At 69.8% G+C, this 14803-nt stretch carries 10 protein-coding genes; 6 read left to right on the top strand and 4 right to left on the bottom strand.

From position 1 onward, the window contains the following. Window positions 1-104: 104 nt before the first annotated feature. From rarD to ilvA, 3 genes are read left to right on the top strand one after another with little or no spacing between them, the layout of a single operon-like run. Complete coding sequence (rarD, locus tag AC3DEV_RS14995) at window positions 105-1010, top strand: EamA family transporter RarD (RefSeq protein WP_488372623.1); 906 nt, start codon at window positions 105-107, stop codon at window positions 1008-1010. Between the two features lie 12 nt (window positions 1011-1022). Further along, the gene (gene dnaE / locus AC3DEV_RS14990; protein WP_325769904.1) at window positions 1023-4571 is read left to right on the top strand and encodes a DNA polymerase III subunit alpha; all 3549 of its coding nucleotides are present in this window, start codon (window positions 1023-1025) and stop codon (window positions 4569-4571) included. A 43-nt stretch (window positions 4572-4614) separates the two neighbouring features. Then, window positions 4615-5889, top strand: a complete 1275-nt coding sequence (ilvA, locus tag AC3DEV_RS14985) for a threonine ammonia-lyase IlvA (RefSeq protein WP_082923776.1) — start codon at window positions 4615-4617, stop codon at window positions 5887-5889. Between the two features lie 40 nt (window positions 5890-5929). On the opposite strand, the gene treZ is transcribed toward ilvA, so the two are convergent. Continuing rightward, window positions 5930-7759 carry a malto-oligosyltrehalose trehalohydrolase gene (treZ, locus tag AC3DEV_RS14980; protein WP_488372593.1) on the bottom strand — a complete coding sequence of 610 codons (1830 nt, stop codon included), beginning with the start codon at window positions 7757-7759 and terminating at the stop codon, window positions 5930-5932. 98 nt (window positions 7760-7857) lie between these two features. Here treZ and AC3DEV_RS14975 point away from each other — a divergent pair, with 98 nt between their 5' ends. Both AC3DEV_RS14975 and AC3DEV_RS14970 read left to right on the top strand, forming a co-directional pair. Beyond that, entirely contained in the window at window positions 7858-8535 is a 678-nt protein-coding gene (locus tag AC3DEV_RS14975) for an IMPACT family protein (RefSeq protein ID WP_488372592.1), read from the top strand. Window positions 8536-8539: 4 nt separating this feature from the next. Further along, window positions 8540-8779, top strand: a complete 240-nt coding sequence (locus tag AC3DEV_RS14970) for a hypothetical protein (RefSeq protein WP_067713823.1) — start codon at window positions 8540-8542, stop codon at window positions 8777-8779. Between the two features lie 99 nt (window positions 8780-8878). On the opposite strand, the gene AC3DEV_RS14965 is transcribed toward AC3DEV_RS14970, so the two are convergent. After that, entirely contained in the window at window positions 8879-9553 is a 675-nt protein-coding gene (locus AC3DEV_RS14965) for a nitroreductase (RefSeq protein WP_120285832.1), read from the bottom strand. Window positions 9554-9744: 191 nt separating this feature from the next. Here AC3DEV_RS14965 and AC3DEV_RS14960 point away from each other — a divergent pair, with 191 nt between their 5' ends. Then, complete coding sequence (locus AC3DEV_RS14960) at window positions 9745-10110, top strand: RNA-binding S4 domain-containing protein (protein ID WP_119192930.1); 366 nt, start codon at window positions 9745-9747, stop codon at window positions 10108-10110. A gap of 56 nt (window positions 10111-10166) precedes the next feature. Here the strand turns inward: AC3DEV_RS14960 and treY are convergent, their stop codons facing one another. Together treY and glgX are read right to left on the bottom strand one after the other, a co-directional pair. Further along, on the bottom strand, window positions 10167-12623 hold the full coding sequence (treY, locus tag AC3DEV_RS14955; RefSeq protein ID WP_488372591.1) for a malto-oligosyltrehalose synthase: 2457 nt from the start codon (window positions 12621-12623) through the stop codon (window positions 10167-10169). 2 nt (window positions 12624-12625) lie between these two features. Beyond that, window positions 12626-14770: a glycogen debranching protein GlgX gene (gene glgX / locus AC3DEV_RS14950; RefSeq protein WP_488372590.1), complete on the bottom strand. Its 2145-nt coding sequence runs from the start codon at window positions 14768-14770 to the stop codon at window positions 12626-12628. Window positions 14771-14803 lie beyond the last annotated feature (33 nt).

Genomic DNA, 14803 nt, shown 5'->3' with positions numbered 1-14803 from the left:
CTCGACATGCGGGGCCGATCCGGGGCCTGGCTAGGGTTGCGCCGGTGAGCAGCGAGGGGCCGAGCCGGCGGGTGAGCAACAGCGAGAAGTCGGTGGCCGGCGGGATGGTCGCCGGCATCGCCGCGTACACCCTCTGGGGGTTCTTCCCCGCGTTCTTCCCGCTGCTCGAACCCGCCGGGGCCGTCGAGATCGTCGGCCACCGGATCGTGTGGTCGCTCGTCGTCATGGCCGTCGTGCTCACCGTGCTGCGGCGCTGGCGCGAACTGTGGGCCATCGACCGCGTCTCGTGGGCCCGGATCGGCGGGGCCGCCGTCTTCATCACCGCCAATTGGGGCGTGTACGTGTACGCGGTGAACTCCGAACGCGTCACCGAGGCCGCCCTCGGGTACACGATCAACCCGCTGGTCAGTGTCCTGCTGGGCGTCCTGTTGTTCCGCGAACGACTCAATCGCCCACAGTGGCTCGCGGTGGCCCTCGCCGTCGTCGCCGTCGGGGTCCTCACCGCCGGATACGGCCACTTCCCGTACCTCTCGGTGATCCTCGCGATGAGCTTCGGCATGTACGGCGTGCTCAAGAAGAAGCTGCGCGTTGACCCGGTGATCGGGATGACGGGCGAGGTGCTGGTGATCGCCCCGTTCGCGCTGGCCCTGCTGCTGTGGCTGGGTGCGACCGGCGCGGGCACGTTCACCACCGACGGCGCCGGGCATTCGGTGTTGCTGGCCACCGCCGGGCTCGTCACCGTGGTGCCGCTGCTGCTGTTCGCCGTGGCCGCGCAGCGCATCCCGCTGGCGACCGTGGGCATGCTGCAGTACATCGTCCCGGTGCTGCAGATGGCCTGGGGACTGCTCGTCGTGGGCGAGCGGCTCGACGCCGTGCAGTGGGTCGGGTTCGCGCTCATCTGGGTCGCGGTGATCGCATTCACGCTGGCCGGCAGGCAGCCACGCTCGGCTCGCGCTGGGGTTTCGGGGACTGTCGGGGATCCGACCTACACTGGGCCGGACAAGTCGTAGGAGGAATGCTGCGTGGGCGGATCCCAGTTCGTGCATCTGCACAATCACACCGAGTTCTCGATGCTCGACGGGATGGCGCAGATCGACCCGCTGTTCGCGGAGGCCTCCAGGCTCGGCATGCCGGCGGTCGGGATGACCGACCACGGCAACATGTACGGCTCGTCGGACTTCTACAAGCAGGCCGTCAAGACCGGCATCAAGCCGATCATCGGGATCGAGGCGTACGTCGCCCCCGAGTCGCGGTTCAACAAGAAGCGCGTGCTGTGGGGCGAGAAGAACCAGAAGAGCGACGACGTCGCGGGCTCCGGCGCGTACACCCACATGACGATGGTCGCCGAGAACGCCACCGGCCTGCGCAACCTCTTCCGCCTGTCCTCGCTGGCCTCCTACGAGGGGCAGCTGGGCAAGTGGGCGCGCATGGACGCCGAGATCCTCGCCGAGCACTCCGAGGGGATCATCGCCACCTCCGGCTGCCCCTCCGGTGAGATCCAGACGCGGCTGCGCCTGGGCCACAGGAAGGAGGCCTACGAGGCCGCGGAGAAGTGGCAGTCGATCTTCGGCAAGGACAATTTTTTCCTCGAGTTGATGGACCACGGGATCGACATCGAGCGCAGGGTCCGCGAGGACCTCCTCACGCTCGGCAAGGACCTGGGGATGCCGCCGTTGGTGACCAACGACTGCCACTACGTCACCCGCGAGCAGGCCCACTACCACGAGGCCATGCTCTGCGTGCAGACCGGAAAGACCCTCGCCGACGAGAACCGCTTCAAGTTCGACGGTGACGGCTACTTCCTCAAGTCCGCCGACGAGATGCGCGCCCAGTGGGACACCGAAGTCCCCGGCGGCTGCGACAACACCCTGTGGATCGCCGAGCGCGTCCAGCCGTACGACGACATCTGGGCCCCCAAGGACCGGATGCCCAAGTTCCCCGTCCCCGACGGCGAGACCGAGGACACCTGGCTGGCCAGGGAGGTCCAGAAGGGTCTGGAGTGGCGGTTCCCGGACGGCGTCCCGCAGGAGTATCTCGACCGCGCCGCGTTCGAGCTCGAGGTCATCAAGGGCAAGGGTTACCCCGGCTACTTCCTGGTGGTCGGTGACCTCATCGAGCACGCCCGCTCCATCGGTATCAAGGTCGGACCCGGCCGAGGCTCGGCCGCCGGCGCCCTGGTCGCGTACGCGCTGAAGATCACCAACATCGACCCGATCGAGCACGGGCTGCTGTTCGAGAGGTTCCTCAACCCCGAGCGTCCGTCGGCGCCGGATATCGATATCGACTTCGACGACCGCCGTCGCGGCGAGATGATCCGCTACGCCTCCGACAAGTGGGGCGCCGACAAGATCGCCCAGGTCATCACGTTCGGCACCATCAAGACCAAGGCCGCCATCAAGGACGCCGCGCGCGTGAACTTCGGCCAGCCCGGCTACGCGATCGCCGACCGGATCACCAAGGCACTGCCGCCGCCGATCATGGCCAAGGACATCCCGCTGTCCGGGATCACCGACTCCAAGCACGAGCGCTTCGGTGAGGCCGCCGAGGTCCGTCAGCTCATCGAGACGGACCCCGACGTCAAGCGGATCTACGACACGGCCCGCGGGCTCGAGGGCATGGTCCGCCAGGCCGGCGTGCACGCCTGCGCGGTCATCATGTCCTCCGAGCCGCTGCTCGACGTGATCCCCATGTGGAAGCGCGCCCAGGACGGCGCCATCATCACCGGCTGGGACTACCCGTCGTGTGAAGACATCGGTCTGCTCAAGATGGACTTCCTGGGCCTGCGCAACCTCACGGTGATCGGCGACTGCCTGGAGAACATCAAGCTCAACCGGGGCGAGGAGATCGACCTCGACATCCTGAGCACCGACGACCCCGCCACCTACGAGCTGCTCGCCCGCGGTGACACCCTCGGCGTGTTCCAGCTCGACTCCGGCGGCATGCGCGAGCTGCTCAAGCGGATGAAGCCCACCGGCTTCAACGACATCGTGGCCGCCCTCGCCCTGTACCGACCCGGGCCGATGGGCATGGGGACGCACTGGAACTACGCCGACCGCAAGAACGGCAAGCAGGAACTGGTGCCCATCCACCCCGAGCTCGAGGAACCGCTCCGGGAGATCCTCGGCGAGACCCACGGCCTGATCGTGTACCAGGAGCAGATCATGGCCATCTCCCGCGAACTCGCGGGATACACGGCCGGTGAGGCCGACGGTTTCCGTAAGGCCATGGGCAAGAAGAAGGCCGAGGTGCTGGCCGCCGAGTACGAGAAGTTCTCCGGCGGCATGTTCGAACGGGGCTTCTCCAAGGACGCCGTCGACGCACTGTGGGGCACCATCGAGCCCTTTGCCTCGTACGCGTTCAACAAGTCCCACGCGGCCGGCTACGGCCTCGTCTCCTTCTGGACCGGCTATCTCAAGGCCAACTACCCGGCCGAGTACATGGCCGCGCTGCTCACGTCCGTCGGCGACGACAAGGACAAGGCCGCCCTGTACCTGTCCAACTGCCGCCAGATGGGCATCAAGGTCCTGCCGCCGTCGGTCAACGAGTCGCGGACCAACTTCCTCTCGGTGGGCACCGACATCCGCTTCGGACTGGGCGCGGTGCGCAACGTCGGCGCCCAGGTGGTGGACTCGATCGTCGCGGCCCGTGAGGCCAAGGGTGAGTTCAGCGACTTCTCGGACTACCTGGCCAAGATCGACCAGACCGCCTGCACCAAGAAGGTCACCGAGTCGCTCGTCAAGGCCGGCGCCTTCGACTCGCTCGGCCACCCGCGCAAGGGCCTGTTCCTGGTCCACGCCGACGCGGTGGAATCGGTGATGTCCACCAAGAAGGCCGAGGCCGTGGGGCAGTTCGACCTCTTCGGTGGGGGAGACGACGCCGAGGCCGACTCGGGCTTCGGCGACGTCTTCGCCGTCCGGGTCCCCGACGAGGAATGGGACATCAAGCAGAAGCTCGCCCTGGAACGCGAGATGCTGGGCCTGTACGTCTCCGGGCACCCGCTCGACGGGCTCGAGGCCGCCCTGGAGGCCAAGACCGACACCACCATCGCCACGATCCACGAGGGCGAGCTCGCCCACGGCACCGCAGTGACGATCGGCGGGATCATCTCCGGCGTCGACCGGCGGGTCAACAAGAACGGCGAGCCGTGGGCGATCGTCACGATCGAGGACTTCAACGGCAGTGTCGAAGTCCTGTTCTTCCCCAAGACCTACCGTCTCGCGGCGATGGACATCGCCGAGGACGCGGTGGTCCTGGTGAAGGCCCGTATCAACATCCGTGAGGACCGTGTCTCGGTGTTCGGCGACACCCTCGAGGTGCCCGACCTGGTCGTCGGTGGCAACGGGGCTCCGCTGGCGCTCACGCTGCCGACGCGGATGTGCACCATCGAGACCGTCACAGCGCTCAAGCAGGTCCTGGGGCGGCACCCCGGACCGTCGGACGTGCACCTGCGGTTGGTCAACGGCAGTTCGTCGACCGTCCTGAGGCTCGACGACCACCTGCGGGTCGAGACCTCGTCCTCGCTGATGGGCGATCTCAAGGCGCTGCTCGGCCCCGGCTGCCTCACGGGCTGACCGGGTTGACGGTGATCGTGGGCGCGGTGGGACACTGGTGGCTGTGACCGTCACCGATTCCGCCACGACCCAGGTCGTCACCCCCGACGACATCGACGCCGCCGCCCGCCGGATCGGTGACGTGGTCCGGTGCACCGACCTCCAGGTCAGTGAGCGGCTGAGCGAGCAGACCGGCGCGCACATCCTGCTCAAGCGGGAGGACCAGCAGGACGTCCGCTCGTACAAGATCCGCGGCGCCTACAACCTCATGGCGCAGCTGAACAGTGACGAGCGCAGTGCCGGCGTCGTGACGGCCAGCGCCGGCAACCACGCCCAGGGCGTGGCCTTCGCCTGCCGGGTGCTGGGCATCAACGGGCGGATCTACGTGCCGACCAACACGCCCAAGCAGAAGCGCGACCGGATCCTCGCGCACGGGCGGAACTCGGTCGAACTCGTGGTGACGGGGACGAACTTCGACGCCGCCCAGACCGCCGCGCGAGCTGACGCCGCGCGCACCGGCGCGACGATGGTGCCGCCGTTCGACCACCCCGACACCATGGCGGGACAGGGAACGATCGCCGCCGAGATCCTCGCCCAGCTCGACGAGACGCCCGACGCCGTGGTGGTCCCCGTCGGCGGTGGCGGGCTGGTCGGTGGGCTGGCGACCTACCTCGCCGAATACGCGCCGGACTGCAAGATCATCGCCGTCGAGCCCACCGGGGCCCCGTCTCTGACCCGGGCGCTCGAGGCGGGGGAGCCGGTCACCCTCGACACCGTCGACACCTTCGTGGACGGCGCGTCCGTGGCGCGGCTGGGCGAGTTCCCGTTCGGCGTCATCTCCTCGATGACAGAGCGGATCCAGGTCCTCACCGTGGACGAGGGCGCGGTGTGCACCGAGATGCTGGAGCTGTACCAGAACGAGGGGATCATCGCGGAGCCCGCCGGGGCACTGGCGGTGACCGCGCTGGAGCAGCTCGAGATCGACGAGGGCGCCACCGTCGTGTGCCTGGTCTCCGGTGGCAACAACGACGTCTCGCGGTACAGCGAGATCATCGAACGCTCCCTGGTCCACAAGGGACTCAAGCACTACTTCCTGGTGAAGTTCCCGCAGGAGCCGGGCCAGCTGCGCCGCTTCCTCGACGAGGTGCTGGGGCCCGAGGACGACATCACGCAGTTCGAGTACCTCAAGCGCAACAACCGCGAGTACGGCGCCGCGCTCGTGGGCATCGAGCTGGGCTCGGCCACCGGCCTGCACTCGCTGCTCGAGCGCATGGACGCCTCCCGCATCGACTGTGAGCGCCTCGAGCCGGGCACCGCGGCGTACGAGTACCTGACCTGACCTGATTTCACGCGCGGGCGGCGTCCACCGTGACGTCGTCTCAGCGCGTCCGCAGCACCGCGAAGCCGAACGCCTGGCAGAACACCGAGTCGTCGTCGGCGACCGCGCCCGAGGCGAACACCGCCTCGCCGGTCAGCGGGACCCGCGACGGTTCGGTGCCCAGGTTCACCACCAGCGCCAGCGACCCGCGGTGGACCACGAGCCAGCGGTTGTCGTCTGCCTCCACGCCGCAGTCCACCCGGACCGAGCCCAGCCACGGGTCGCTGAGCTCGGGCTCGGCCTTCCGTAGGGCGATGAGGGCCCGGTAGGTCCGCAGGATCTCGGCGTTCTCATCGGCCGCCTGCTCCGTGCGGTCGAGCACCGAGCGACGGAACGTCTCCGGATCCTGCGGGTCCGCCACGGTTTCCGGATCCCAGCCCATCGCCGCGAACTCGCGGGTCCGGCCCTCACGCACAGCCTCGGCCAGCTCCGGCTCGGGATGCGAGGTGAAGAAGCAGAACGGCGTCCGCGCGCCCCACTCCTCACCCTGGAACAGCATCGGGGTGAAGGGCGAACAGAGGACGATGGCGGCCTTGGCCAGCTGCTGCTGCGGCGTGAGGTTCATCGACGGCCGGTCGCCGGCCGCGCGATTGCCCACCTGGTCGTGCGTCAGCGTGTAGGCCACGAACCGCGACCCCGGCACCCGGCCCACGTCCAGCGGCCGCCCGTGCACGCGCCCGCGGAACGTCGAGAACGTCCCCGCGTGCAGGAACGCACCCGTGAGCACCTGTCGCAGCGACTCGAGCGACCCGAAGTCGGCGTAGTAGCCCTGCCGTTCCCCCGACACGGCGGCGTGGACGGCGTGGTGCACGTCGTCGTCCCACTGCCCGTCCAGCCCGAGGCCGCCACCCTCACGCGCGGTGACCGTCCGCGGATCGTTCTGATCCGACTCGGCGATGAGCGAGAGCGGCCGCCCGAGATGGGTCGCCAGCGACTCCACCTCCACCACCAGCTGCTCCAGCAGATGCACGGCCGAGGCGTCGTGCAGCGCGTGCACCGCATCCAACCGCAGCGCGTCCACGTGGAACTCGTCGAACCAGCGCAGCGCGTTGTCGATGATGTAGCGCCGCACCTCGCCCGAGTGCTCACCATCCAGGTTGAGCCCCGACCCCCACGGACCGTCCGCGGCCGACAGGTACGGCCCGAACTCGGGCAGGTAGTTCCCGGACGGCCCCAGGTGGTTGTAGACCACGTCCAGACACACCGCGAGCCCTCGAGCGTGGCAGGCGTCGACGAACTGCTGGAACGCGTCCGGCCCGCCGTACGGCTCGTGCACCGCGAACCACGCCACCCCGTCGTAGCCCCAGCCGTACTCGCCGTTGAACGCATTGAGCGGCATCACCTCGACCATGTCCACGCCCAGCTCGACCAGCTCGTCGAGGTGCTCGATCGCGCTGGTCAGCGTCCCGCCGGCCGAGAACGTGCCCACGTGCATCTCGTAGATCACCGATCCGGGCAGCTGCCGTCCCGTCCACGCCTGGTCCGTCCAGCGGGACTCCTCGAGGCGGTGTACCCGAGACAGCCCGTGGACCCCGTTCGGCTGACGCGGCGACCGCGGGTCGGGCCGCGGCGGGCTGACCTCGTCGTCGTCGCCGGTCACCACGAACCCGTAGTCCCTGCCCTGCTCCCGGGGGATGCCGGACGTCCACCAGCCGCCCGGGGCGCGGCGCATCGGGACCGGGTCGGCGTCGGGGGAGTCCAGCACCAACCCCACCGCGCGGGCCCCGGGCGCCCAGACGGAGAACATCTCGTCGCGCGGGTCGGCGCCGGCGGGGACGGTCGTGGCGGTCGCGCTCGTGTCGGGCGGGGTCGCTTGGCTCGGTGAGGTCACACCGCCCAGCGTAGGGAAAACGCGCCGCCGCGGGGAGGGGCGAACGACGCCCGCAGGCCGAACTGCGCCCCTCGACGACCGACGGCGATACTGGAGCCATGACAGACTCCCCGCCCCGCGTGCTCCGGCTCACCACCGGACCGGACGTGACGGGGGAGTACGAGGAGAAACGCTCCAGGTTCGTGGCCGTGCTGAGACGGTGCGACGACGAGGAGGACGCCCGCGCCCTGATCGCCGAACTCCGGGCCGCGCACCCGTCGGCTCGCCACCACTGCAGTGCCTTCATCGTGGACGTTCCCGGCGCCAGCCGAATCGAGCGGTCAAACGACGACGGCGAGCCCTCCGGCACCGCCGGGACACCCATGCTGGACGTGCTGCGGGGAAGTGGCCTGACCGGGGTGTGCGCGGTCGTGGTCCGGTGGTTCGGCGGCACCAAGTTGGGCACCGGCGGGCTGGCGCGGGCCTACTCGGCGGCGGTGTCCGGGGCGGTCGACGCCGCGTGGCGGGACCGTCGCGTGGCGGAGGTGACCCGCACCCCCGCGTGGACGGCCGAGGTCGACCACTCGGTGGCCGGCGGTCTCGAGGGGGCACTGCGCTCCGCCGGGGCCCGGGTGATGGATGTCGACTACGGCCGGCGCGTGCGGTTGACCGTGGCGGGGGAGTTGGACGTGGTCGGGCCGATCCTGGCCGCGCGCACCTCCGGCGGGGTCGAGTGGGAGACCGCAGGGGTGGCCACCACCGAGAACGCGGCAGTTCGCCGGGATGTGGAATCCTGACTACATGAGCATGCAGCCCTACCAGCCGAACTCGATCGAACAGCAGAAGCAGCAGGTCCGCAAGGATGCGCGCACCACCGCTATCGCTCTGGGCGTGACGGCCGTGTCGCTGCCGATCGCGCTGTTCGCGAGCTCGTTCTTCACCGTGGTGGCGATCCTCGCCGCCATCGTGGCGATCTACAACGGCAACAAGGTCCGCAAGGCCATCTCCGGCAAGCCCGATCAGAAGCGCGAGCTGTACTGACGCCAGCCGTGCTGATCCGGCTGCGGCCCGGGTGGGCGCAGTCGCGGCGACGGCTCAGCCGAGCCCGGATCAGGCGAGCCCGCCGCAGCCGAGCCCGGATCAACCGTGGCGGCGCACCACGTCGGACAGGTCGGCGCGCTCGGCCCGGAACGTGTTGGCAGGGTGGTCCGCGTCGGCGAAGCCGAATGCGATCCCACAGACGATGAGGCGGTCCTCGGGGATCTGCAGGTGCTCGCGGACCGCATCCGAGTACAAAGCGATCGCTGCCTGGGCGCATGTGGCGACGCCCAGCGACGTGGCGGCCGCCAGGAACGTCGACACGTAACCACCGCAGTCCACCGCCCCGTACGTGCCGAGGCCCGCGTCCGAGGTGATCACCGCGACGTGCGGGGCGCCGAAGAAGCGGTAGTTCTCCAGCATCTGACGCAGCCGGGCGTCCGTGTCAGACCGCTCGATGCCGAGCGCCGAGTAGAGCCCGAAGCCGCTCGCCCGGCGGCGGTCGCCATACACACCGTCATACCGCTCCGGGGCGGGAAAATCCGAGCGCATGTCGTTGGAGAGCACATGGTCGGTGAGATGCTTGCCGAACGCCGCCGTGGCCCGCCCCGTCACCAGCTCCACCTGCCAGGCCTGCGAGTTGCACCACGACGCCGTGCGCTGGGCCATCCGGAAGATCCGGTCGATCGTCTCCTCCGGGACCGGCTCGGAGGTGAATCCGCGGCAGCTGTAGCGGTCGTCGAGGAGCTGCTCCAGCGTGGCGGCGGCGTCGGTCATGGGCCCTCCAGGGGAACTCGTTCCAAAGTGTGAGCCCAGTCTCGCACGGGCCCCAGGCGGGCTTGGCAGGGGCTGTAGCCGCCAGCGCTGCCACCGCCGCCTCGCCAGCCCCACCCGCACCCGGATCGGTGGATCGCACACGGATCGGTGAATTTCAAGCGCCCCTGGCGGCCACAGCTATCCTCGGCCCCATGAGTGTTCGGGTGGACGCGTGGACGTGGTCGGTGCGGTTGTTCCCGTCGCGGACCAAGGCGGCGGCCGCCTGTCGCGGTGGGCACATCAAGGTCAACGGCGAGGCGGTGCAGCCGTCGAAGCCCGTCGTTCCCGGCGACCGCGTGCAGGTCACCGGCGCATTGGGGCGTGTCCGCATCCTCGAGGTGGTGACGACCATCAACAAGCGGGTCGGTGCGCCGGTGGCCGCGACCTGCTACATCGATCACTCGCCCCCGCCGCCGCCCAAGGAGGTCCTGGCCTCCCAGCCGCGGCGGGAGAGGGGAGCCGGGCGGCCCACCAAGCGGGAGCGCCGCGAGACCGACCGACTGCTGGGCCGCGACTGAGGCCCCCGCGACTGAGGGCCCCGCAACTGAGGGCCACGCCCCCGCAGGTCTGCCGGTCAGCCGTCCTCGCGGGCGATCACCACGACCGCCGACTCACTCAGTAGCTCGCCGAGATCGACGCGGCCCGAGATCGGCGTCCCGCCCGGGCGCACGGACCAGGTCCCCTGCGGTAGCAGCACCACGGTCCCGGTGAACTCCCCGGCGGGCAGCACCGCGGTGCGCCGCCGCGCGATCATCCCGACCGTCGGCCGGCCGTCGACGGACCGGGTGAACGCCACCACGTCCGAGGCGGCCGGACCCTGCACGGGCAGCGGCACGTACGCCCCGCCGGTCAGGGCCTCCGGGTGCGCCCGCCGCAACCGCAGCAGCTCGCGCACCAGCACGAATTTGGGGTGTCCCGCACGGGCGACGGCGCCGGAGCGCAGTGGCCCGTAGTCCACGAACCGGCGGTTGTCCGGGTCGACGAGCGAGTCCTCCCACACCTCCGTGCCCTGGTAGACGTCCGGGATGCCGGGGCCGAGCAACTGCACGGCCTTGGCGACCAGCGAGTTGTCCCGGCCCGCCGGCGCGATGCGCTCGACGAACGGCCCCAGCAGCCCGCCGCCGGAGTCGATCAGCGTGTCGATCCACCGGTGCACACCGGACTCGAAGTCGGCGTCCTGATCGGTCCAGGTGGTGTGCACGGCGGCCTCACGCAGGGCCTTGTCGGCGTAGTCGTGCAGGCGCGACCGCAGGTCGTCTGTGGGCCCGCCCAGCTCGGGCCAGACGCCCACGATCACCTGGAGGAGGAAGTAGCCCGCGTCCTCGGCGGGCGGCGGGAACTCGTCGAACACGCGCGTGACGAGGTCGGCCCACTCGTCGGGGAGCTGCGAGAGCACCGAGATCCGGGCGCGGACGTCCTCTCCGCGCTTGGTGTCGTGGGTGCTCAGTGCGGTCATCGCCAGCGGGGTGGAGCGGGCCCGTTCGGCCATGGCGAGGTGGAACGCCTCGACGGGCATCCCCATCCGGCCGGGCGAGCCGCCGACCTCGTTGAGCGAGACCAGTCGCGCGAGCCGGTAGAACAGCCGGTCCTCCTCGGCCTTGGCGGTGGCGGCGCCGGTGACCTGCGCCAGCCGGGTCGAGGCCTCGCCGCCGCGGGCCAGTGCTGCGGCGACGAGCCCCAGGGCGGGCACCAGTTCGGGCCGGTCGCGGCGCAGTCCCCCCAGGATCGTGGGCAGGGTGCCGCGCAGGACGGGGTAGTCGGCCCGGTAGTACGGCGTGCGCGCGACGACGGAGATCAGCGTCTCCCGGAGGGCGGCCTCGTCGACGTCGTCGCTCGCCGGGCCGTCCAGCCCGACCGCCACCTCGCGACGAACCGCGCGCGCCAACCTCGCGAGCTCGGGCGCCAGGTCCTCCGCCACGATCTGCCGTTTGACCTCGGCGGACTGCGCGTGCACCTGCTCCTCGTCACCGGGGTCGCCGGTGTACCGCCGGGCGAGCTCGGACAGCCGGGCCTCGCCGGAGGCGTCGACGAGCAGCTGATCGATGAACCGCAGGGCGTCGTAGCCGGTGGTGCCGTCGACGGGCATGGCGGGTTCGAGGACCTCGGGCGGGGTCGATTCGGTACCGGGCGCGAGGATCTTCTCGACCAGCAGGACGCGGTCGTCGCCGGCGAGTGCCCGCAGCCGCCGCGCGTACCCGACCGGGTCGGACAGTCCGTCGGGGTGGTCGACGCGGATGGCGTCGACGAGGTCCTCCTCGCACCAGCGCCGCACCTCGGCGTGTGTGGCCTCGAAGACCTCGGGGTCCTCCTGGCGCAGCCCGGCGAGCCCGGTGACGGTGAAGAACCGCCGGTAGCCCAGCAGCGGCTCGCGCCAGTGGACGAGCCGGTAGTGCTGGCGGTCGTGGACCTCGCGGGCGGTGCCGTCCCCGGTGCCGGGGGCCACCGGGAACCGGTGGTCGTAGAAGTGCAGCTCGGCCTCGCCGGAGGGCGAGTCTCCGGGGGCGACGACGACGAGGTCCGCCACATCGTCCGGTGTCCCCAGGACGGGGATCGCGATCCTGCCGTCGGCCCCGTTCGCCTCCTCGGTGTCGAAGTCGAAGAACGAGAAGTGCGGCGAGTCGGGGCCCCGCCTCAGCGCGTCCCACCACCACGGGTTGGCGGCCGGCTCGTCCACACCGAGGTGGTTCGGGACGATGTCCACCACCAGGCCCAGCTCGTGGGCCCGGCACGCCGCGCGAAGGGAGCGCAGTGCGTCGATCCCGCCGAGTTCGGCCGAGACGGTGGTGGGGTCCACGACGTCGTAGCCGTGGGTGGAGCCGGGAGTGGCGGTCATGACGGGCGAGAGGTACACCGCGCCCACGCCGAGGTCGGCCAGGTAGGGCACGAGCTCCTCGGCGTCGGCCAGGGTGAAGCCTCGGCCGTCGGGGTCCGAGGCGGGGGTGCGCAGCTGGAGGCGGTAGGTGCTCGCCAGCGCGGCGCCCCGGCTCGGCCCGGCCCCGGCCCCGGTCCCTGTCTCGTCCTCGGCGGCCATGCTCAGCTGACCTTGCGCAGCACGATCGTGCCGCGGTCGGCCACGGTGATGGTGCCGTTCGAGCTCAACTCATCCGCGCGCTCCTCGAGATGGTCGGCGGTGTCCAGGACGACCTCCCACTTCTCGGCGTAGTCGGCGCCGAGCAGGGAGAACTCGATGGGCTCGTGGTGGGCGTTGAACAGCATGAGGAACGAATCGTCCACGATCCGCTGACCCCGCACGTCCGGCTCGTGGATCCCCTCACCGTTGAGGTACACGGCCATGGACTTTCCGAACCCGGAGTCCCAATCCTTGCTGGTCATCTCCGAGCCCTCCGGGGTGAACCACCCGATGTCCTGCGGTTCCTCCTCACCCCGCAGCGGGGAGCCGAAGAACCGGCGGCGACGGAACACGGGGTGGTCCTTGCGCAGCTGGACCAGGTTCCGGGTGAAATCCAGGAGGTCCTGCTTCTCCTCGTCCAGGTCCCAGTCCATCCAGGAGATCTCGTTGTCCTGGCAGTAGACGTTATTGTTGCCGCCCTGGGTGCGGGCGATCTCGTCGCCGTGGGCGATCATCGGCGTGCCCTGCGACAGGATCAACGTGGTGAGGAGGTTGCGCCGCTGGCGGTGGCGCAGCTGGACGATCTCGGGGTCGTCGGTGGGGCCCTCGACCCCGCAGTTCCAGGAGCGGTTGTGGCTCTCGCCGTCGTTGCCGTCCTCACCGTTGGCGTCGTTGTGCTTCTCGTTGTAGCTCACCAGGTCGTTGAGCGTGAACCCGTCGTGGGCGGTGACGAAGTTGATCGACGCGTTGGGACGACGACCGGTGTGCTCGTACAGGTCCGAGGACCCTGTCAGGCGCGAGGCGAACTCGCCCAGGGTCGCGGGCTCGCCGCGCCAGAAGTCGCGCACCGTGTCGCGGAACTGGCCGTTCCACTCGGTCCACAGCGGTGGGAAGTTGCCCACCTGGTAGCCGCCCTCGCCGACGTCCCACGGTTCGGCGATGAGCTTGACCTGGCTGACGATGGGGTCCTGCTGGACGAGGTCGAAGAACGAGGACAGCCGGTCGACGTCGTGCAGGCCGCGCGCCAGGGCGGAGGCGAGGTCGAAGCGGAACCCGTCGACGTGCATGTCGAGGATCCAGTAGCGCAGCGAGTCCATGATGAGCTGCAGGGAGTGCGGGTGCCGGACGTTGAGCGTGTTCCCGGTGCCCGTGTAGTCCATGTAGTGCTGCTCGTCGCCCTCGACCAGCCGGTAGTAGGCCTGGTTGTCGATACCGCGGAAGCCGATGGTGGGGCCCATGTGGTTGCCCTCGGCGGTGTGGTTGTAGACCACGTCGAGGATCACCTCGATATCGGCTTCGTGGAAGGCCTTGACCATGGCCTTGAACTCGCTGACCGCGTCGCCGGGCCGGTCGGAGAACGCGTACTCGTTGTGGGGCGCCAGGAACCCGAAGCTGTTGTAGCCCCAGTAGTTGCGCAGGCCCATGTCGATGAGTCGTTGGTCCTGCATGAACTGGTGCACCGGCATGAGCTCGATCGCGGTGACGCCCAGGTCGGTGAGGTAGTCGATGATCGCCGGGTGGGCCATCCCCGCGTAGGTGCCGCGCATCTCGGCGGGGATGTCCGGGTGCGTCGCGGTCATGCCCTTGACGTGCGCCTCGTAGATCACCGTGTTGTGGTACTCGTGCCCGGGGGCGCGGTCGTTGCCCCAGTCGAAGTACGGGTTGATCACGACGGTGGTCATGGTGTGCCCGAGGGAGTCGTCGGTGTTGCGCTCGTCCGGGTTGTCGAGGTCGTAGCTGTGCAAACTCGGGTCCCCGTCGAAGGAGCCGTCGAAGGCCTTGCCGTACGGGTCCATGAGCAGCTTGGACGCGTCACACCGCAGCCCGTCGGAGGGTTCGTACGGACCGTGGACGCGGAACCCGTACCGCTGACCGGGCGTCACGCCGAACAGGTAGCAGTGCCAGATGTGGTAGTCGACCTCGACGAGCTCGATACGCTGTTCGCCGCCGTCGTCGTCGATCAGACAGAGCTCCACGCGCTCGGCGACCTCTGAGAACAGGGAGAAGTTCGTGCCGGTGCCGTCGTAGGTGGCCCCCAGCGGGTAGGGGGTACCGGGCCAGGCTCGGATGAGCTCCGGGGCGGACTGCGTCTCGTCGTCTTGGGTCACCCGACCCAGGGTAGTGCCTGAGGGCCGTCCGGA

It is taken from the genome of Dietzia sp. IBK-p2-15D (assembly GCF_057773105.1).
The sequence above is the reverse complement of the archived record's forward strand: the minus strand, read 5'-3'. Positions and strand labels throughout refer to the sequence as shown.